The organism is Mucilaginibacter sp. P25, assembly GCF_050859465.1.
Taxonomy (GTDB): Bacteria; Bacteroidota; Bacteroidia; order Sphingobacteriales; family Sphingobacteriaceae; genus Mucilaginibacter; species Mucilaginibacter gossypii.
On record NZ_CP193937.1, the window covers coordinates 1,831,414 to 1,851,979 of the forward strand.

General features: G+C 43.9%; 21 protein-coding genes and 1 tRNA gene. 7 read left to right on the plus strand and 15 right to left on the minus strand.

Annotated elements, in window-relative coordinates:
- The 4 genes from ACRQ5D_RS09675 to ACRQ5D_RS09690 all read left to right on the plus strand — a co-directional run bounded on the left by ACRQ5D_RS09675 (position 1) and on the right by ACRQ5D_RS09690 (position 2,781).
- Positions 1 to 576, plus strand: coding sequence for a hypothetical protein (locus tag ACRQ5D_RS09675; protein ID WP_431199473.1), 576 nt, complete (start codon positions 1 to 3; stop codon positions 574 to 576).
- 22 nt (positions 577 to 598) lie between these two features.
- A complete protein-coding gene (locus ACRQ5D_RS09680; RefSeq protein ID WP_431199474.1) occupies positions 599 to 1,327 on the plus strand; it encodes a glycosyltransferase in 729 nt (242 codons plus the stop codon).
- Positions 1,294 to 1,761, plus strand: a complete 468-nt coding sequence (locus tag ACRQ5D_RS09685; protein ID WP_431199475.1) for a glycosyltransferase — start codon at positions 1,294 to 1,296, stop codon at positions 1,759 to 1,761. The genes ACRQ5D_RS09680 and ACRQ5D_RS09685 overlap by 34 nt, the downstream gene beginning before the upstream one ends.
- A gap of 132 nt (positions 1,762 to 1,893) precedes the next feature.
- On the plus strand, positions 1,894 to 2,781 hold the full coding sequence (locus ACRQ5D_RS09690; RefSeq protein ID WP_091173540.1) for a PfkB family carbohydrate kinase: 888 nt from the start codon (positions 1,894 to 1,896) through the stop codon (positions 2,779 to 2,781).
- Positions 2,782 to 3,030: 249 nt separating this feature from the next.
- Here ACRQ5D_RS09690 and ACRQ5D_RS09695 read toward each other — a convergent pair whose 3' ends face one another.
- The 10 genes from ACRQ5D_RS09695 to ACRQ5D_RS09740 form a co-directional block, all read right to left on the minus strand.
- Positions 3,031 to 3,792 (minus strand): tetratricopeptide repeat protein, encoded by a 762-nt coding sequence (locus tag ACRQ5D_RS09695; RefSeq protein WP_256337524.1) that lies wholly within the window; start codon positions 3,790 to 3,792, stop codon positions 3,031 to 3,033.
- Between the two features lies 1 nt (position 3,793).
- Positions 3,794 to 5,611: a BatD family protein gene (locus tag ACRQ5D_RS09700; RefSeq protein ID WP_432328753.1), complete on the minus strand. Its 1,818-nt coding sequence runs from the start codon at positions 5,609 to 5,611 to the stop codon at positions 3,794 to 3,796.
- Positions 5,612 to 5,635: 24 nt separating this feature from the next.
- Positions 5,636 to 5,977: a hypothetical protein gene (locus tag ACRQ5D_RS09705; protein ID WP_432328755.1), complete on the minus strand. Its 342-nt coding sequence runs from the start codon at positions 5,975 to 5,977 to the stop codon at positions 5,636 to 5,638.
- Between the two features lie 139 nt (positions 5,978 to 6,116).
- Positions 6,117 to 6,389 (minus strand): tetratricopeptide repeat protein, encoded by a 273-nt coding sequence (locus ACRQ5D_RS09710; RefSeq protein WP_432328756.1) that lies wholly within the window; start codon positions 6,387 to 6,389, stop codon positions 6,117 to 6,119.
- Positions 6,386 to 7,426: a vWA domain-containing protein gene (locus tag ACRQ5D_RS09715; protein WP_090533789.1), complete on the minus strand. Its 1,041-nt coding sequence runs from the start codon at positions 7,424 to 7,426 to the stop codon at positions 6,386 to 6,388. Before ACRQ5D_RS09715 ends, ACRQ5D_RS09710 begins: the two co-directional genes overlap by 4 nt.
- A 4-nt stretch (positions 7,427 to 7,430) precedes the next feature.
- Positions 7,431 to 7,685: a hypothetical protein gene (locus ACRQ5D_RS09720; protein ID WP_432328758.1), complete on the minus strand. Its 255-nt coding sequence runs from the start codon at positions 7,683 to 7,685 to the stop codon at positions 7,431 to 7,433.
- A complete protein-coding gene (locus ACRQ5D_RS09725; protein ID WP_432328760.1) occupies positions 7,682 to 8,434 on the minus strand; it encodes a vWA domain-containing protein in 753 nt (250 codons plus the stop codon). The genes ACRQ5D_RS09720 and ACRQ5D_RS09725 overlap by 4 nt, the downstream gene beginning before the upstream one ends.
- Positions 8,431 to 9,399, minus strand: a complete 969-nt coding sequence (locus tag ACRQ5D_RS09730; protein WP_090533792.1) for a hypothetical protein — start codon at positions 9,397 to 9,399, stop codon at positions 8,431 to 8,433. Before ACRQ5D_RS09730 ends, ACRQ5D_RS09725 begins: the two co-directional genes overlap by 4 nt.
- A 5-nt stretch (positions 9,400 to 9,404) precedes the next feature.
- Positions 9,405 to 10,280, minus strand: coding sequence for a DUF58 domain-containing protein (locus ACRQ5D_RS09735; RefSeq protein ID WP_176626649.1), 876 nt, complete (start codon positions 10,278 to 10,280; stop codon positions 9,405 to 9,407).
- Between the two features lie 106 nt (positions 10,281 to 10,386).
- On the minus strand, positions 10,387 to 11,442 hold the full coding sequence (locus ACRQ5D_RS09740) for an AAA family ATPase (RefSeq protein ID WP_090533796.1): 1,056 nt from the start codon (positions 11,440 to 11,442) through the stop codon (positions 10,387 to 10,389).
- Between the two features lie 292 nt (positions 11,443 to 11,734).
- Between ACRQ5D_RS09740 and ACRQ5D_RS09745 the strand changes: the two genes are divergently transcribed.
- Positions 11,735 to 12,766: a hypothetical protein gene (locus ACRQ5D_RS09745; RefSeq protein ID WP_139160056.1), complete on the plus strand. Its 1,032-nt coding sequence runs from the start codon at positions 11,735 to 11,737 to the stop codon at positions 12,764 to 12,766.
- Between the two features lie 179 nt (positions 12,767 to 12,945).
- On the opposite strand, the gene ACRQ5D_RS09750 is transcribed toward ACRQ5D_RS09745, so the two are convergent.
- From ACRQ5D_RS09750 to ileS, 3 genes are read right to left on the minus strand one after another with little or no spacing between them, the layout of a single operon-like run.
- Positions 12,946 to 13,551 (minus strand): lipoprotein signal peptidase, encoded by a 606-nt coding sequence (locus tag ACRQ5D_RS09750; protein WP_090533800.1) that lies wholly within the window; start codon positions 13,549 to 13,551, stop codon positions 12,946 to 12,948.
- Positions 13,552 to 13,935, minus strand: a complete 384-nt coding sequence (locus tag ACRQ5D_RS09755) for a TraR/DksA family transcriptional regulator (RefSeq protein ID WP_090533802.1) — start codon at positions 13,933 to 13,935, stop codon at positions 13,552 to 13,554.
- Positions 13,935 to 17,318, minus strand: a complete 3,384-nt coding sequence (gene ileS / locus ACRQ5D_RS09760; RefSeq protein ID WP_432328763.1) for an isoleucine--tRNA ligase — start codon at positions 17,316 to 17,318, stop codon at positions 13,935 to 13,937. The genes ACRQ5D_RS09755 and ileS overlap by 1 nt, the downstream gene beginning before the upstream one ends.
- A gap of 72 nt (positions 17,319 to 17,390) precedes the next feature.
- Here ileS and ACRQ5D_RS09765 point away from each other — a divergent pair, with 72 nt between their 5' ends.
- On the plus strand, positions 17,391 to 17,585 hold the full coding sequence (locus ACRQ5D_RS09765; protein ID WP_432328765.1) for a hypothetical protein: 195 nt from the start codon (positions 17,391 to 17,393) through the stop codon (positions 17,583 to 17,585).
- A gap of 521 nt (positions 17,586 to 18,106) precedes the next feature.
- On the opposite strand, the gene ACRQ5D_RS09770 is transcribed toward ACRQ5D_RS09765, so the two are convergent.
- Entirely contained in the window at positions 18,107 to 19,408 is a 1,302-nt protein-coding gene (locus ACRQ5D_RS09770) for a leucine-rich repeat-containing protein kinase family protein (protein WP_432328767.1), read from the minus strand.
- Between the two features lie 201 nt (positions 19,409 to 19,609).
- On the opposite strand from ACRQ5D_RS09770, the gene ACRQ5D_RS09775 reads away from it, so the two are divergent.
- Positions 19,610 to 20,383 carry a M17 family peptidase N-terminal domain-containing protein gene (locus ACRQ5D_RS09775; protein ID WP_432328769.1) on the plus strand — a complete coding sequence of 258 codons (774 nt, stop codon included), beginning with the start codon at positions 19,610 to 19,612 and terminating at the stop codon, positions 20,381 to 20,383.
- Positions 20,384 to 20,475: 92 nt separating this feature from the next.
- Here ACRQ5D_RS09775 and ACRQ5D_RS09780 read toward each other — a convergent pair.
- Positions 20,476 to 20,550, minus strand: a tRNA-Val gene (locus ACRQ5D_RS09780).
- Positions 20,551 to 20,566 lie beyond the last annotated feature (16 nt).

The following is a 20,566-nucleotide window of genomic DNA, read 5'->3' on the forward strand; positions in this document are numbered from 1 at the left end:
TTGTTTAACTGTTACGAGGGTAAAAACAGGGAGGTGGTATACCCACTTTCTCCGGTTACGCTGATGATCGATATAAAATCAGACGCTGAAAAGACTTATGCAAAGCTGTCGGAAGTTTTAAAACGCTATGCGCCTATGCTGTCGAGTTATAATGATGGCGAAATAATAGAGGGAAAAGTAACAATTGTCATCACCGGCAATAAACCTTATAAAATGCTTCAGGCGCAAAAGCAGCGCTACGCTTTTATTGATGAAGACCTGATGCAGGTGCATACCGATACGCTTTCAAATACCGTTTATAAAACTGCCAGTTGCAAATATTCACGCCTGATTAGCTGGACAGGTAAAGGCCCGATGCCCGAAGATCAGAGACAATTGCTTCGCGATTATGTAGCCGCAGCACATCACTATAAAAAGAGGGTACGCTTGTGGGCATCCCCCGAAAATAAAGAAGTATGGAAAGCTTTGCTTGAATGTGAGGTAGACCTGATCAACACCGATAAATTAGCCGAATTAAGAGAGTTCCTGATGACGGGGCCGGAGCCTGTAAGATACGCGAAGGTGAACACCAGGTAATACCCACTAATCACTCAATAAGATGAAAAAGATTAGAGTAGCATTTTTCGCCGAGATACTTATTGAAGATTTTGACGGTGCAATACGCACCATGTATCAGCTCATTAAACGTATAGACCGGAATATTTTTGAATTTCTGTTTGTTTATGGTGCCGGTCCCGACAGTATAGCCGGATTTGAATCATTAAAAGTTCCGGCTTTAACATTACCAATTAACACCGGTTACACCATGGCAATACCTGGCTTGGTGATGAGCGAGCTAAAAGAAGAGATAGATAACTTTTCGCCAGATGTTGTACACATTGCTACGCCATCGCTTTTAGGTAGTTTCGCGTTAAAATATGCTACTCAGCAGGGGCTGCCTGTTATCAGTATCTATCACACACATTTTATTTCATATATCGATTACTACCTGAAACATACCCCATTCCTGATTAATAAGGTTAAACAGATGATGTCGGAAAGCCACAAAGCTTTTTATAATCAATGCGATCAGGTGTATGTTCCTTCAGTTACTATGAAGGACGAACTGATTGATATGGGGGTTGATACCTATCGCATGAAACTATGGCAGAGAGGAATAGACACCAGCCTGTTTTCGCCTCGGCATAAAAAGAGTCTGCGCCCGTTGATGGGAAATGATAATCCCGCCATTTTGTTTGCCAGTCGCTTGGTTTGGGAAAAAACCTGGAAACACTGTTTGAGATCTATACCACCATGCAGGACCGCCACCCCGAAGTTAACTTCATAATTGCCGGTGACGGTGTTGCGCGTAAGGCCTGTGAATTAAAGATGCCCAACGCGGTGTTTACCGGTAAGGTAGATCATAAAACGCTTTCGGTGTTATATGCATCGTCAACCCTGTTCCTGTTCCCATCGGTATCTGAGGCTTATGGTAATGTGGTGATTGAGGCTATGGCATCCGGGTTACCGTGCGTTATCGCCGATGGCGGCGGTTCAAAAGATTTTATTGAGCAAGGCATTAACGGTTTTAAATGCGAACCCTATAATGCCGCCTGTTATGTTGAAAGGATTGAACTACTGCTTAAAAGTAATAGCCTGAGAGAACAATTTATTGAAGAGGGACTTCAATACAGCAGCCGGTTAAGCTGGGAGCACCTGGCATCAGTATATTTTGATGATCTGGCCGAAATGGCGGGTGCGGATGTGTTGAGCATCGTATAAATTCTAAGTAACTCATAAAGTGATTTCCCTGTCACAAAACAGATAACTTGTTGTACACAAAATCCTATTTCTTACATTTGCCGTTTGTTTTTATAATAGGAGCTGAGTATCAAATCATAATAGGGAATTTTCATGTACGATATTTGTTGTGTAGGGCATATTACGTTAGATAAAGTGGTGACACCGCAAGCGGTGAAGCATATGGCTGGCGGTACTTCTTTTTACTTTTCAAACGCCATCCGTAATATGGACGTGAACTATACACTGGTTACTTCGCTTGCTTTGAGCGAAATGCCGGTTGTTGAAAAACTCCGTAACAAGGGTATCGAAGTACATGCTACTACAGGTGGCGAAACAGTTTACTTTGAAAATATTTACTCTGTTAACCAGGATCACCGTACCCAGCGTGTGCTGCAAAAAGCTGATCCTTTCACTATCGAACAACTTGACGAAATTCAGTCTAACGTTTATCATTTAGGTCCTTTACTGGCCGATGATATTTCTGTAGAATTTATAAAAGCTCTCGCTCAGCGCGGCAAGCTTTCTCTTGATGCGCAGGGGTACCTGCGTAAAGTGGAAGATAAAAACGTAGTGGCTATCGACTGGCCCGAAAAACGCGAAGCCCTGCAACACATCCACATTCTGAAAGTGAATGAGCACGAAATGGAAGTACTTACCGGTATCACTGATATCCATGAAGGTGCCAAAGTGTTAAACGAATGGGGCGTTAAAGAAGTGGTTGTAACCCTGGGCAGCATGGGGTCGGTTATTTACAACGACGGTGTTTATTACCAGATCCCGGCATATAAACCGGTTGAAGTAGTTGATGCTACAGGTTGCGGCGATACCTACATGGCAGGATATTTATATCAGCGTGCCAAAGGCAAAGGTTTCCAGGAAGCAGGTGAGTTTGCCGCCGCCATGGCCAGTTTTAAAATAGAATCATCAGGCCCTTTTACCGGAACGGAAGAGGATGTATTGGAGTTGTTAGCGAAACACAGCTTAAAACCTAAAGCTTAAGGCAAAAAGCATTTTTATTTTTTTGTCATTTCGATAGAGCGGTGGAGGGTAAGAGCTATAGGGCGAAAGAGAAATCTTATACGCTCTGTACTAACGCTTTCATGGTCGCTAAGTAGGGCGTATAAGATTTCTCCTCACAGCCTTCCGCACAAGCCGCCCTTTGTTCGTCGAAATGACATCGTGGTGAATTAAACTCTATCAGGACTGCAACCTTTCGCCTTTTACCTTTATCCTTTCACCTCCTCAAAACTATATCTCCTTAGCGTCCGAGGCATTGATCCAGCCCTCGTTGCCGCTGGCCAGCCTGATCTTCATCCAGTCGTTATTGTTTTCCAGTATCTCAACCTTGGTGCCATCATGGATCAGGAACAGGTTTTTGGCATTGGGTGTGGGAGCACTTTTTACGTTTACTGATGTGCTGAAAATGATTGCGCCATGGTGTGCGTCAAAATATTGATCCTGGCGACTTGCAACAAACATGCTTGCAAATCCGAAAATCAATATCACTAAAGCCAAATAAAACGACCATTTTTTTATGCTTACCGAATTAGTGAACCTATACACTATCAGCAATGCACATCCTGCAACAAAGAACAGGATTGTCATCACTGCCAAAGTTGTTAACGAAAAGCGGAGAATAAACGAGTGCCACCATTTGGTTATGAAAAACTCGGTACCGGCTTCTACCTTATCTGTTGTTTTTTGATTGGCAAACTGGATATTGAAATTGATATCCTCATCGCCCGGCGAAAGCTTGTGCGCTTTTTCATAATACAACAAGGCAGATGGCACATCCTCATTTTTAAAGTAGGCGTTGCCCAAATTATAATAAACCACTGCCGACTGGTGCCCCTCATCTACAATTTTTTGGTATGTGGCTATGGCTTCTTTGTACTGGCCTTTGGCATATTGGTCGTTCCCTTTTTTTAACAGGATGTTAGCTTCATCGTTAGCTAATGCATATATCGGCATAACGATGATGAGCAGTAAGTATACAATGCGCTTCATCATGTTATATTTTATTTTCAATGTTATTGATCATGTTCTGGGCCTTATCAAACACCTGTTGCTCGGTAATGCCTGATACAGGGGCATAGCGGGCCATTTCGCAAAGATCGAGTGTGTCCAACATCTCGTTAATGAGGCTTTCATCAAGCGAGCGTGCTTTTAGCTCTGATGCTATCTTTTCACGGTTCAGATCTGCGTAAGGAATATTAAGCTTGTCACTCAAATAACCATACAGACCACGGAACAGGTTTTCATAAAAGGCCTTTTTATCGTTTAGTTGCTGTTTGGCACTGGCCAGGTGTTTAGCTGCCACTTTACCTGCTTTACGACTTTTTAAACCAACCACATCTGCGTTGTTTTTATCGCGCCATTTACCGTAAACCAAAGCGCCAACAAAACCTACCGGACCCAGGATCAGCAGGAAATAATACAATCCCGATCCATAAAAATCGCTGCCTACTTCATTTAGCTCGCTGCCGGTTTTTATGTAACGGATATCATTGCTCAGCACCTTAACATCCTGTTTGCCCGCGTTTGAAAAGGCGGTAACGTTACTGCCATCACCGGAGCCTTTAGCTACTTTGATATGGAATGCCTGGGTAGTTAAAGTAACATATCTGCCGGTAGCTGGGTTAAAGTATGCGAATTTAACCGGATCGATGGTAAAGTCACCCTGGTGCCTTGGGATCAGCAGATAGGTGTATTTTCTGCTGCCCGAAGCCCCGCTGGCATTTATGGTAATAGTATCGGTGATCTTGGGCTCATACTTCTCAAAGTCAGCCGGGAAAGTTGGGCTTATCGGTTTTAATAATTTCAGGTTTCCAGCACCGCTTACCTTTATGGTGTAATTAATGGCATCATTAGCCTTTACATCTTTTTTATCGAGCGAAGCTTCAATATTAAATTTACCCACAGCGCCGGTAAACTCGGCAGGTTTGCCTGCCAGCGGCAATGATTTTACGTGGATAACAACAGGAGTGCTTTTAACCTTGTACTTCACATCCTCGTATCCGCCAAAAAATGCATCGAATGGGTCGCCTGATGATGAAGCTGCTTGCTGCCTTACTATGAAGTTCATGACCGAAGGCTCAATGGTGATATCGCCCTCATGCTCTGGGAACAGTACGGTTTGCTTAATGTCGGTTACGTTGTACCGTACGCCATTTAAAATTTCGGTGCGCCATTGGGCGTTAGGATTATTGTTTTTGATCTCCTGGCTGTAAAATCCGTTCAGATCAGGGATTTTTTCCGGTTCGCCGTTGGCGATGTTAACCCGGGTATAAAGGCGCAGGTTCATCATGATCTGTTGACCCATGTAGGCCGTTGTTTTATCTACCTCAGCACGTAAAAACAATGATTTGGAGATATCGCTTACACGTCCTTTTTGAATGTTGCGGCTATCGGGGCCGTTACTTTGTTGTTGCTGAGCCTGCTGGTTAGCCTGCCCGCCCTGGCCTTTTACTACCTTAATTTTTATCGGGAATGTACTGTAAGACCGTCCACCCGATATAATTGTAGCCGGGCCAATAGTAAATTCGCCTTCGCGGGTAGGCACCAGGTCATATCCGTAAGCAATGCTTGATGAAGTAACCCCATTGATCATGGACATACTGTTGGATACATTGGGTCCGCCCACTACCTGGAAGCCGCCAAAAGCAGGCGGCGCAAAACGCTCGCCATTGGCATTGATGGAAAAGGTGACCTCGAGGACCTCGCCTGTGCCTATGGTCGTTTTATTTACCGATGCTGTGAACTTTACCTGCGCAAAAATCAGGCTTGAGCAACACAGCAGCAGCGTTAATATGGAAAGTTTAATTTTCATTAGTATTTACAAAACAACAAGATTTTACCAATCTTTTGAAATAGGCACCTTAGCACCTTTTAATTTTTTATTCTTAAGCTTATCCTGGGTTTGCTTTTCATCATTGTTAAGGGCATCAAGCATTCGCTGAGCGTCATCTTTTGACAACTGGTTAGGCTGTTGTCCCTGCTGATCTTTCTGATCCTGTTTTTGCTTGTCCTGATCCTTCTTGTCCTGGTCCTGCTTATTTTTATCCTGGTCTTTTTTCTCTTTATCCTTGTCCTTATTGTCTTTGTTATCTTTATTCTTATCCTTGTTTTTGTCCTTGTCCTTATTATTATTGTTGCCCCCGCCGCCTTTATTTTTATTCTGCTGGTTTTTCAGCATTTTTTGGGCATAGGCAAGGTTATACCGGGTTTCCTCATCTTTAGGGTTATTAACCAGCGCTTTTTTATAGGCGTCGATACTTTCCTGGTATTTTTTTGTGTTAAAAAGGAGTTGCCAATGTTGTGATAGGCGCCTGCTTTTACATTTTTATCAATAGATGCAGTTGCCAGTTTATTGAACTGTGCGGCGGCATCATCATATTTTTTTGCTTAAACATGGCGTCGCCAAGGTTAAAATTACCCTCCAGGGTTTTGGCCTTTTTGCTCATGGCCTGGCGGTACGCGGCTTCGGCTTCTTTATACTTTTTTTGCTGATAGAGTTGGTCACCCTGCCTCAGGTATTTTCTTTCCTGCTGGGCAAAAAGAAATGAAGCCTGCAGCACTAATAAAATGGCTATGATATATTGCTTCATGTGTTTTTTACTTCAAATAATTTGATCTTGCTCAAGCGCATGTTTTTGCGAATGGAGATGAAGAACTCAACCAGTAACAGCACAAAGGCAATGCCCAGGAAAAACTGGAACCTGTCTTCAAAATCCTTAAACTGTTTGGTATCCGTCATTTTGCGTTGCACCTTGGCAATCTGGTCCATCACAATGTTAAGGCCGCTGTTGGCATTGTTGGCACGTACATAAACGCCGTTACCGGCTTCGGCAATCTCCTTGCCCATAGCCTCATCAAGTTTACTAACTACAGGGTGTCCGGTGCTGTCATTGTGAAACCCAACTTGTTTACCACCCTGGTAAATTGGAACCGGCGCACCCTCTTCCGAACCTACACCAACCACATTCACAGTAACATTTCTGGCTAAAGCGGCTTTGGCTGCCGATACGGCATCATCCTCATGATTTTCACCATCGGTAATAATGATCATGGATTTACCGGTGCCGTTCTTAAAATCAAACGACTGCATCCCCAGGTTAATTGCCGCACCAATGGCAGTACCCTGCGTTGGCACCATTTCGGTGTTAATGGTATTGAGGAACAGTTTGGCCGCTGCGTAATCGGTAGTTACCGGGAGTTGTACATAGGCTTGGCCCGCAAATACAACGATGCCGATACGGTCGTCGTGCAGTTTATCAATCAGTTGAGATAGTGCACGTTTGGCATTTTCCAGCCGGTTAGGGGCCAAATCCTGCGCCAGCATACTGTTTGAAACGTCGAGCAGGATCATCAGGTCAGCGCCTTTGCGTTTTACCTCTTCGGTTTTTGAACCAAGCTGAGGGTCAGCTATGCCGATAACAACAAGCGCATAGGCTAAAATAAAAAAGATGAACTTGATCCAGGGGCGTGAAAAGGATACCTGTGGCATCAGCTGCATCACCACCTCCTTATTACCCAGCGAGGCAATTGCTTTACGTTTCCACCAGTTTACCCTCAAAAAAATAAAGAGCAGCAGCGGAATAGCAAGCAATCCCCATAAAAATTCTGTATTTGCAAAACGTAGCATGCTGTTATGTTATAGCTCCCTTAAGCAGGGTGTGTCTTGTTAAAAATTCCAACGATAAAAGCGCCAGTGCGATAATTGCGAACGGTAAAAAGCGCTCTGTTTTTTTGCGGTACTGGGTAACATCAATCTTGGCTTTTTCCAGTTTGTCAATCTGTTCGTAAATATCCTTCAATGCGCTGTTGTTGGTAGCCCTGAAGTATTTGCCGCCGGTAATGGTGGCAATTTTGTTCAGCGTACCTTCGTCAATATCAACCTTCATGCGCTGGTATTGTACACCCATTGGCGTTTGAACAGGATAGGGGCATAGCCGTTGGTACCTATACCAACTGTATAAACCCTTACACCAAACTGTTTGGCAATTTCGGCAGCGGTAACCGGAGGGATAGAGCCCGAATTGTTTGAACCATCCGTAAGCAGGATCACTACTTTACTTTTGGCCTCGCTATCCTTTAAACGGTTTACGGCTGTTGCCAAACCCATGCCAATGGCGGTTCCATCTTCAATCATCCCGTTTTTGATGTCGGCATAAAGATTTACCAATACCGAGTGATCGATGGTGAGCGGACATTGCGTAAAGCTTTCACCACTGAAAACTACCAGGCCGATCCTGTCATTAGGGCGGTTCTGGATAAAATCGATGGCGATGTTTTTGCCGGCCTCAAGCCTGTTGGGCTTAAAATCTTCGGCAAGCATACTGCCCGAGATATCTGATGCAATAACGATATCAATACCTTCGGTCGTAGTATCCTGCCAGCTTAACGACGATTGCGGCCTTGCCAGCGCAACAATAAGCGCCGCCATAGCCAGCGAACGTAATATGATGCTCAAATGCCTGAAACGGGGCAGCATGCTTTTGGTGATCATGGCAAAGCCCCTGATAGTTGGCATAGCCAGGTTACCCTGCAGCTGCTTTTGTTTCCAGATGTACCAGCCCACCATAAGCGGAATGCTGATGAACAGCCAGAAAAAGCTTGGATGAGCGAATTCTATTCCTTTAAACCAAATCATTTTGCCTCATCTCCCTTCACATTTACATCGGTTGGCTGGGCATGAGGCTGTGTGTCCTTAATAAAGGTGACAGCGTTTTCCATGCTCTTTTCATTTTCATGGGCCGCAGGTTTCTCTTTGGCAAATTTCACCATGTCCGATAGCACAAGCAATTGCCTTAGCAGGTTCCTGTCTTCGCTGGCGATGTCCATATGCCTTAAGCTGGCAAAAATTTCTTCGGATGTTTGCTCGAGGGCCTGTATCGTGTACCTTTTTTCGAGGTACTCGCGCACCACGTCGCTCAGTTCAATATAATATTGCTTAACCTGATCGTGCTGCCAGAGCTGCTTGCTTTTGATCTCCTCAAGCTTTTGAAGTGCCTGGATATGCAGCGGAATGTCGGGTTTAACCTCTTCAACAACAACTTCTTTTTTAGGCTTTTTGAGCAGATAAAATATCGAACCTCCGCCAACAATCAAACCTGCCAGTATACCTGCAATCAGCTTCCAGTTATCACGCAGCCAATCCCAAAAAGTATATTTAATGGTAAGCGGCTGTTTAATATCATAAAATGCTTTAGTTGTATCAACCGCAACTGTTTTAACATCAAGGTTTAATGTATCCGTTGGTAAATCACCTACCGGCGATTTGAACACGTATGACGGTATAACATAAGTACCGCTGTCAAAAGCAGTAATAGTATAATGCCGGGTTACAGTTTTGATGGATTTATCGCCCGGGTCAAAAGCAGTATCAGCTTTAAATTTTACCACCTGGATTTTGCCTATACTGTCGGCCAGTTTAGGAAAGCCGATGCTGTCTTTAGCGTGAAAACGGATGCTTAAGTTGAGCTGTGTTTGCTCGCCTATCAGGATAGATTTTTTATCCAGTGTAGCTTTAGCCCCAAAGTTTTGCGCCCTGCCTGTTTGATAAAAGCCTGCAAGCAATACCAACATAGCCAGGGTGTATTTAATGTACCTGTTCATATATTTTACCGCCGGCCTTCCCGCTTTTTAAATAATGTCATTAATGGTTTAACGTATGATTCATGTGTGCCAATGGTAGTATAATCAACCCCCGAGCGACGAAAAGCGTCCTGCAGGGCGGCGTTGCGTTTCACAGCATCCCATTTAAAGGCATCGCGAACGGCCTTATCACCGGTATTTACCCACATGATATGGCCGCTTTCTTCGTCCTTAACCGGAATGAGGCCCAGGTTAGGGAACTCTTCCTCGTGTTTATCGTACAGTTTTAAAGCGATGATATCGTGTTTTTTATTGGCGATCTTGAGCTCACTTTCAAATTCGGGCGTAATAAAATCAGATATCACGAAAGCAGTACATTTCTTTTTGATAACGCTTGTGAAGTATTTTAAAGCCTCGGCTACATTGGTACCTTTATTTTCGGGCTGAAAAGCTATCAGCTCACGGATGATCATCAGGATATGGCTGCGGCCTTTTTTGGGCGGGATAAACTTCTCGATCTTATCGCTGAAAAATATCACGCCCACCTTATCATTGTTCTGTATGGCCGAAAATGCCAGTACCGCGCAGAGTTCAGTTGCCAGGTCCTGCTTTTGCTGGTTTTGTGTGCCGAAGTTTTCAGAACCGCTCACATCCATCAATAACATCACGGTAAGCTCGCGCTCCTCTTCAAATACTTTTACGTATGGCGCATTGAAGCGGGCGGTTACGTTCCAGTCGATAGTACGGATCTCGTCGCCGATCTGGTATTCGCGCACCTCGCTAAAGGCCATACCACGCCCCTTAAAAGCCGAGTGATACTCGCCCGAAAATAAGTGGTTACTTAAGCCACGGGTCTTGATCTCTATCTTCCTTACCTTTTTTAGCAGATCCTTGGTTTCCATAGGCCCCCTCTAAATCTCCCCCGGTAGGGGAGACTTTTGAATGTTTTAGTTAATTAATAATACCCTGCTTCTAAAGCCCTCCCTTCCGGGGAGGGTTTGGGTGGGGCTACGGTACCTCAACCACGTTCAGGATGCCGGTAATGATATCCTCACTGGTGATGTTTTCGGCCTCTGCCTCGTAGCTTAAGCCAACACGGTGCCTTAACACATCATGACAAACTGCGCGTACATCCTCGGGGATCACATAACCGCGACGTTTAATAAAGGCATATGCTTTTGCTGCCAGCGCCAAACTGATACTTGCCCTTGGCGATGCGCCAAAGGTGATCAGTGTTTTGTATTTGGCAAGCTTAAACTGATCGGGGAAACGGGTAGCGAAAACAATATCGATGATGTATTGCTCTATTTTTTCGTCCATATAAACCTCGCGCACAATTTTGCGAGCCTTGATGATTTCATCTGGCTTGATGATGGCGTTTGGCTTATTCATGCCCGAAGGCGAGATATTGGCGCGCATGATCTTTTTCTCATCCTCTTTGTTAGGATATTTGATCACTACTTTTAGCATAAAACGGTCAACCTGTGCCTCGGGCAGGGGATAAGTGCCTTCCTGCTCAATAGGGTTTTGGGTTGCCAGTACCAGGAACGGATCGGGCAGTTTATAGGTGGTATCGCCGATAGTTACCTGGCGTTCCTGCATGGCCTCAAGCAGCGCGCTTTGCACTTTGGCAGGCGCACGGTTAATCTCATCGGCCAAAACAAAGTTGGAGAAGATTGGTCCTTTGCGCACAATGAACTCTTCTTTCTTTTGGTTGTAGATCATGGTACCCAATACGTCGGCAGGGAGCAAATCCGGAGTAAACTGGATCCGGCTAAAATCAGCCTGAATAGCTCTTGACAGGGTATTGATGGCCAGGGTTTTTGCCAGTCCCGGTACACCTTCCAATAGAATGTGCCCATTAGCCAGTAAACCGATCAGCAAACGCTCAACCATATAACGCTGACCAACGATCACTTTATCCATCTCCATAAGCAGCAGGTCGATAAACGCGCTTTCCCTTTGTATCATTTCATTCAGTGCCCTGATATCGGTTGAATACGATGTTGGAGCTGCCGGAGCTGCTGATGAAACATTTCCTGTGTAACTATTTTGTTCTTCCATTAATTTTTTTGTTTCGGTAGGCAAACTTAAACACCCGCTCAATTTTTCGCCAACTAAAATCCATGCTTAAATGTTAAAAAGTGTTAAATCGTTATATATCGCGGCGGATATATCTGTTTAACACTCACAATGTTTGGTAATAATTGTTAAATCCGGCCGTGTTAAGTCCCAATATACACTATTTAGTTGCTTGTGGTGATATATAACGTGTTAAAGTGGGTTTTATTGATTGGCATAGGTTAAAGTTTTCCGGACTTTATTATCTATTTTTAATCAACATAATCCGGGCGACATGAAAAAGAGAAGATTGTTATTTATGCTGGTTATAACCGTCCTTTCGGCAATGGCTGCGAGGGCGCAAAATAGGTATAAAAATATCCCTCTGCCAAAAGCCATCAACGGTGTAAACGAAGAATTTTCGGGTATGACCATTTATGGCGGTCGCCTTTACCTCGAACCGCAATACGGCGATCATAAAGAAACAAAATTGGATGGCACATTTAACCTGTATAGTATCCTTGCAGATAGTATTAACAGGGTTATTGACGGACAGGATACAGCATTATCAGCCTTTAAAACCATCAGCGTAAAAAATTTGAACTTGCTCCCCGATTCTGTAAAAGCAAACTATGAAGGCTTTGAAGCTATCAGCATCGCTAATAATACGGTTTTCCTTTCTATCGAAACGGACGATAAATACCCATACTGTTTTGTGCTGAAGGGCAAATTAGATACCTTTAAAGGAGCAGTGATAATTGACCCGGAGCATTTTATTTCCCTGCGAAGATATCCATCCATCAGCAATGCCGGGTTTGAAAGTGTTACCTATCTCCCTAAAGAAAACAAATTGCTGGCTTATTATGAGTTTAATGCAATGTCTAAAGGTGGCTGCGGCTACTTGATAGATACTTCGTTTAGTAAGATGCCTCAGCAAATTACAACACCATTCCTGTATTTCAGGATCACGGACATAGCAGCAGCCGGTGATGGGAAGATCTATGGTGTCAACTATTTTTGGAATGGTGATTATGATGCCTATTTAAATAACAGTTGGGTTAAGAAGCCCGAGGCAGCTATGGGTAAACTGATTCCTGAACTTGGGAATAAACTGAGTACTGATCCTAACTACTTGCATAATAACCCTTACGCAGCGATTGTGATGTTGGACACCCGTAAAAGTAAGCAGTGGAAATATGTACGTTCATTTGATGGTGTCAAAAATAACTGGGAAGGTATAGCCCTGTTTAAGAAGGGGGCATTGATTGTTACCGATGCCAACAGGAGTAGTAAGCAGGTTTGCAGGTTGGTTTACGTGGATTTTTGAGGAACGAACACCTACCGTCATCCCGAACTTGTTTCGGGACCCCATGTAATTAGTCGACGTTAAGCATGCTGGTGCTTAGCGAGTGGGGTGCTGAAACAAGTCCAGCATGACTTCTGATTATTGGGTTAAAGCAAAAAAGCCGCTTATCGCGGCTTTAATATATTAAGTATTTAATAATTTTATTCTTCAACCATTTCGCTGTTGGGGCTGGCTACTTCTGGTTTTTCGTGTTTAAAATAGCGCTTCTGGTACAGGAGAATCATAATTACGCCTACACAGATAGAGGCATCGGCCAGGTTAAAAACCGGCCTGAAAAACTCGAACGACTCGCCTGCCCAAAACGGGAACCAAGACGGATAGGTGCCACGCAATAGCGGAAAGTAAAACATATCAACCACACGGCCATGAAATAAAGGGGCATATTTATACATTATACCATAAAAGGTTGAATCGATAATATTGCCCATGGCACCGGCTAAAATGAGCGCTACGTTCATGATGAGCCCGCGGTGGTATTTGTGTTTAATTAAATAAATAAGGGTGTAAATTATACCGCAAACCGCAACTATGCGGAACAGCGTTAAAGCCAGTTTGCCTGCATCGCCGCCCCACTCCATACCAAATGCCATACCGTTGTTTTCGGTATAGTGCAGCATCCCCCTGCTTCCCAGGAAACGAATTTCGTCCTGGAGCTGCATGTGCGCGCGGACCCAGGTCTTGATGATCTGGTCGGCAAGGATGATGAAGGCAGCAGTTAAAAAAGGTTTGGTATAAGCAGCCTTCATTTATTGCTTTAATTTAGCTTCCATAGAGAGGGTAGTGTGCGGAACAGCACGTAAACGCTCTTTCGGGATCAGCTTGCCTGTTTCGCGGCAAACACCGTAAGTTTTATTTTCAATACGTACAAGCGCGGCTTCAAGCTGCTCAATAAACTTTTTTTGACGGGCGGCCAACTGGTTTATCTGCTCTTTTTCAAGCGTGGCCGAACCATCTTCTAATGTTTTGTAAGTACCGGCGGTATCATCGGTGCCGTTGGCATTAGGCGAACTCAATGAGGTAGCCAATGAGTTTAATTCCTCGCGGGCTATGCGCATTTTATCCAGGATAATCCCTTTAAATTCCTGCAGGTCAGCTTCAGAATATCTGGTTTTTTCTTGTTCTTGTTTCATTATACTTTACTAATAGCAATCAATATTTCTTGTTCGTCAATTGTAACAGGTTCGCCCCCGGTAAGGTTATCCACAAACGTAATGCTGTCGGCCAAAATTTCGGCGCAAATGTAGGATAGATTGTTTTCCACGGCCTCTCTGATCGCCGGGGTGCTGCTTACCTGCACGTTTATCCTGTCAGTTACTTCAAATCCTTTGGTCTTACGTATATTCTGCACACGGTTGATAAACTCGCGCGAGATACCTTCCTGTTTTAATTCGTTGGTTATGGTAACATCTAAAGCCACGGTTAGTTTTCCCAAATTTGCCACCTGCCATCCGGGAACATCTTCGGCTATGATCTCAACGTCGGTAGCTAATACTTCGTATTTGCCATCAAGAACCGGGATGTTGCCGTTGGTTTCTAAAGCGGCAATATCATCCTGGGAGAAGTTTGTGATGGCTTCGGCTACAACTTTCATATCCTTACCCACTTTTTGGCCTAAGGCCTTGAAGTTTGGCTTTATTTTCTTTTTAATGAAACCTGCGGTATCGGTAATATACTCGATATCCTTAATGTTGGTTTCAGACAAAATCAGGTCTTTAACCTGCTCAACGTGTAATTTAAAGCTTTTATCCAGTATTGGCAATAAAATTTTGCTCAATGGCTGGCGAACGTTGATATTCACCTTTTTACGAAGTGACAAGGTTAATGACGAAACATCCTGCGCAAGCTGCATGCGCTCTTCGAGCTCGGCATCAACCAGTGCGCTGTTATACTCGGGGAAGTAAGCAAGGTGTACCGATTCAAACTCTTCCTTGCGGGTAACAGCGTTCAGGTCACAATATAACCTATCGGCAAAGAATGGTGCAATTGGAGACATCAGTTTGCTGATAGCAATTAAACAGGTATATAAAGTTTGATAAGCCGAAAGTTTATCTTCTGTGTTATCAGATTTCCAGAAACGGCGGCGGCTTAAACGGATAAACCAGTTGCTGAAATGCACATCCACAAACTCCTGGATAGCGCGGGCGGCTTTAGTTGGTTCAAAATCTGCATAATAACCGTCAACTTCTTTGCCCAGGGTGTTTAACAGCGAGATGATCCAGCGGTCGATCTCCGGGCGTTTGCTGATTTCAATTTCGGCTTCGCTGTAAGTGAACTTATCAATGTTAGCGTACAAGGTGAAGAATGAATAGGTGTTGTACAGCGTACCGAAAAACTTACGCCTAACTTCATCTATACCATCTTCGTTAAATTTAAGGTTATCCCATGGCGATGCATTGCTGATCATGTACCAGCGCGCGGCATCAGCACCATATTTTTCGATGGTTTCGAACGGATCAACAGCGTTGCCTAAGCGTTTAGACATTTTATTGCCGTTTTTATCAAGTACCAAACCGTTTGATACTACGTTTTTAAAGGCGATGCCTTTATTGCCTACCCGTTCGTTGATGGCCTTAACTTCGTCACTTGCCTCGCTTAGCATTACAGCAATTGCGTGCAGGGTGAAGAACCAGCCGCGGGTTTGGTCAACGCCCTCGGCAATGAAATCTGCCGGGTACGCATTCTTAAATTCTTCCTGGCCTTCAAACGGGAAATGCCATTGCGCATAAGGCATAGCGCCAGAATCGAACCAAACGTCAATCAGGTCGGGCTCGCGCAGCATTTTACTGCCGGTTGACGATACTAAAACAACATCGTCAACATAAGGGCGGTGCATATCTTCCAATTCAAAACCCTCAGGCATGAAACCTGCTTTGATTGATTTTGCGATCTCTGCATTCAGTTCAGCAATTGAACCAATGCAGATCTCCTCAGCACCGTTTTCTTCGCGCCAGATGGGCAGCGGGGTGCCCCAGTAGCGTGAACGCGATAGGTTCCAGTCAACCAGGTTTTCCAGCCAGTTACCAAAACGGCCTGTACCGGTTGATTCCGGTTTCCAGTTGATAGTTTTGTTAAGCTCCACCATTTTATCCTTAACCGCGGTGGTACGGATAAACCAGCTATCGAGCGGATAGTATAATATCGGCTCATCGCTGCGCCATGAGTGCGGGTAGCTGTGCTCGTATTTTTTAACGTCGAACGCGCGGTTCTCTGTTTTTAATTTGATAGAGATGAGTACGTCGGTCGGTTTAAAACCTTCTTCGGCACGCTCGGCGTCGGTATAATATTCTTCCTTAACGTAACGGCCGGCGTAATCGGTAACTTCATCAACAAAACGGCCTTGTTTGTTCACCAACGGAACATCTTTGCCGGTTTCGTCTTTCACCATTACCGATGGTACATTGTTTTCCTTACATGCCCTGAAGTCATCCGCACCAAAAACAGATGCGGTGTGTACTATACCGGTACCGTCTTCCGTGGTAACAAAGTCAGCAGGAATAACGCGGAACGCGTTTTTCTCCAGATCCTCGTTGGTTACATAAGGCATCAACTGCTCGTAGTGGATGCCCACCAGTTGACTGCCTTTTACTTCTGCCTCAATTTTCCATGGGATGATCTTATCACCGCCTTTGTAATCAGCAAATGAAGCATTCTCACCTTCGGCTTTAAAATATTTCTTAACGAGGTCTTTAGCCAGCACTACGCAAACCGGTAGGTAGGTGTAAGGGTTAAAGGTGCTGATCTTAACGTAGGTAATGGCTTCGCCAACTGCGAGGGCGCAGTTTGATGGTAAAGTCCATGGGGTAGTTGTCCAGGCAAGGATAAATACTTCCGTATCTATTCCGTTGAACAAAAACTCCGAATCGCCGTCGCGTTTAACTTTAAACTGCGCGGTGATGGTGGTATCCTTCACCATTTTGTAAGTGCCAGGCTGGTTAAGCTCATGTGAGCTTAGGCCGGTACCTGATTTTGGAGAGTATGGCTGTACGGTGTAACCTTTATACAGCAGATCTTTGTTGTGCAGCTGTTTAAGGATCCACCAAAGGCTTTCAATGTATTCGTTTTTGTAAGTGATGTACGGATCGTTCAGGTCAACCCAGTAGCCCATTTTTTCGGTCAGGTCGTTCCAAACATCGGTATAACGCATAACTTCCTTGCGGCAGGCGTCGTTATAATCTTTAACGCTAATTTTTTTGCCGATATCATCTTTGGTGATGCCCAGGGCTTTTTCAACGGCAAGCTCGATAGGCAGTCCATGAGTATCCCAACCGCCTTTGCGTTTTACCTGATAACCTTTAAGGGTTTTGTAGCGACAAAAAATATCTTTAATTGAGCGCGCCATTACGTGGTGAATACCGGGCATACCGTTAGCGCTCGGCGGCCCTTCATAAAAAGTATAAGGGTTACCTGCCGGACGGCTGGTAATGCTTTTCTCGAAAATATTTTTCTGTTTCCAGAAGTCCAGTATCTCTTTGCCGGTTTGCGATAAGTTTAACTGCTTATATTCCTTGTACATCTATTATTTCACCTCGTTTTTAAGAGGTTGCAAAAATACAGAATTTAAAAATGATTTTTTTAATTTACGCCGATGAAAAATAAAGCAAAACGCTCTGTTTATCTTTTGTTAATAGGTATTATCCTGTTTTCGGCAGGGATGGCCATTCCCAGCGGCCCTGGCGAAAAATGGGACGACTACGCACGCGGTGCAGGAGCAGGGTTATTTATTGCCGGCTTTATTGGTCTGGTGACCTGGCTTATTTATGTGGTGAAGGAAAATAAGTAAGCCTTAAGGCCCGAGTTGTTAGTCTCAAGTTGTTAGTCGTAAGTTCAAACCCGGATAAGTATTGCAACATTGCTCAGCCGGAGCCACCACCGTATTTTAAATCATAAATCACTGATCTCGAAGTTAGAAGTCAACAATATTACTTTTTACTAAATACTTTCGACTTAGGAGTTTTTCATATACTAAAACTTTAGTTGATGCGTTATGGATAAGGTTAAAAAATAAAAGCCTCCTTGCACTCGCTGCTTGGAGGCTTTAAACCTAAACCTTATCACAAATCAAGGTGGTAACCTTGTATTGAAATAGCTACAAATCTAATACATGGATTGCTAAAATCAAAAAAACCGACGAATAGATTAAATGAATCGACGGATTATCAAAAACTATCGTTTTTTGTTTAAATTTTTCTAAAAAATTAGAAATATTGCGGGCAGGTAACTCGTTTTTCCAAAATAAAACAGGTCGTCAGGGAAATGAAATTCGCTGTAGCGTTTCGGATGAATAGGGGCATGTTTGGCTGGCTATTTTAATCCGGAAAATTTTGCGTTTAAATATTGAAATGTGGGTCTGTTCGTTAATAGTTCGCTAAGGCAGCTTTCTTTCAAAACTAATAACTTTTTAAGATCAGGATGTTCTGTATCATTGCATAGCCTTGCCAGGTCGTCTAATAAATAGCCAAAAGCCCTTACTTCAAGCCGTTCAAGTTTGTCGGCTATTGTTGTATTGGCTTTATCATAAAAGCAGGCTGCCCCAAAATCGCTGAACAGTGTGTTGGCTTCATCATCAATCAAAATATTGTGTGCATACAGGTCGCTGTGCATAATCCCCTTGCAGTGCAGGTGCTCCGCCACGGATGCAATGGTACCTGCAATTTTTAATACTTGTTCGGGTGTCAGAGTCAGATCAGGCTTAAAAACATCACGCGTGCAGCTAACAAGGCTGGGAGGCAGGCCGAGATTGTAAAAACTCCCTGGTATGAGCTTCATCACCAGCCCTTTTTTATTTTCGGGATGATTGGCGATTTGGCCTATTAATTCTACCAATCCCTCATGGTTGCCTGCGGTAATGCAGGCGTTCATCTCATCTTCGGGCAGGCCATCGCTGGTAATTGCTCCTTTGAATATTTTAACCGCAACCTCAGTGGTTTCACCGGCATGCCGCCAGGTAGCTTTGGAGATAACACCGGATGCGCCTTCGCCAAGCAATTGGTTGATTCCCAATTCGCTGCTATCAATCGCTGTAAGTGAATGTACTGTTGGTTTATAGCTGAAAGGATTGCCCGAAAACGCCAGCCATGATAGTTTGGGCATAGATAAGAGCCATTCGGGAAATTCACTTAGCTGATTGGCGGAAATCCTGAGCAGCTCCAGGTTACGACAGCCTGCAAGTGTAGCCGGCAGTTTTGTTAGTCTGTTACCCGCAAGCATTAGTTTCTGCATCCTGCTGCAGTTGCCTATATGAGCGGGTAGCTCGGTAATCCTGTTGTTGGTAAGGATGAGCCAGCGAAGATTAGGATTAAGCGATGCTGGCGGCACCTTTTCTATTCGGTTCGATTTAAACCCTGCGATATCCAAAAAGGGGCAATCGGACAATACTTCCGGCAAAACAGTGAATTGGTTTTCTGAACAGAAAAAGGTTTTCAGCTTTTGGAGGCGGCCAAAATCTGACGGTAATGCGTTCAGTTTATTAAATGAAAGATCGAGGTATTCCAGCGTATCTGCCAGTTCAAAAATTTCAATAGGAAAGTGGGAAAGATTTTCTGATAGTTTAAGCGATACTGCTCCTTTTAATTCTCCGTTTTTTAACTGTTTTAACGTTTGCATAGGCTAAAGCAAAAGAACAAAAAATGCTTAACATTTTGGTTGTGCCTCATATATGATATGGTGGAATAGCGTTTAGATTTATTTAGCTTTTAAGATGATTTTTTATTTCTTAATCTACGTCATCTTTTTGTTTTTCAATTTCCTCCACTTTTGATGTATTAGTAAGAGAGATAAATAATATCAATTTAAACATCGCCATCCATGCAACACAATATTACAATAATCAAGAAAGTAGCTATAAAATCGCATACAGGTTTGTTAAAGCTGATGTTTGCAATGGCAATCATTAGCTTAGTAAGTTTTACAAAAGGGTGGGCACAAACGCAAGCGTCAACTTTACCCGCTCCCGGTACATCGGCAACAATTGGCCAAATAGACGGTATAACAATATCAACTGCCGTTCAATCACCCTCTAACCAGCAAACACCACTTCAGGTAATTTGTGTTTTTGAATACACGGAGGGCGATATTTTTAATTCGCCGCCCGCATTGCCACGTAATCTTAACGGCCTTGTACATGTAGATGAGGCCTTAAAAGGTATACTCACCGAATTGCGTAAAAGCGGCCGGTTTGAAGGCAGGGCCCTGGAAACAATGCTCATTACACCGTCGGTTGGCAGCTTGCCTGCCGGAAAGTTGCTGATCATAGGGCTTGGCGACCGAAAGTCCTTTAATCCCGAACTAATGATCAGCGTTGGCCGTGTGGAAATGCGCGAAGCTTTAAGGTTGGGGGTAAGCAGTTACTCGCATGCCAGTGATTTAAAGGATGCTGGTATTGATTCGCCTACAGGCGTTGTTGCTGTAAACGTTATTAAAGGCGCTATAAGCGCCTATGAAACGGAGGCTTTTTTGAAAAATCATTCGCTTAGTTCCGCTAAGCCTGTTACTCAAATAACGCTGCTTGCAGGGCCGACGTTCTTTCAAACCACTGCTGATGCGGTTAAAGCTTTTGTGGGTAGTTTCAAGGGGGATTAACTCAAAGCGTATTGCGATAATAATGAGTTTGAAAGACTTTAAAGGCTGATTTTAAATAAAAAAGCCCTGCGATTTGCAGGGCTTTTTTATTGTGGGAACTACTGGGTTCGAACCAGTGACCCTCTGCTTGTAAGGCAGATGCTCTGAACCAGCTGAGCTAAGCTCCCTTTGTTTTTAATTTTA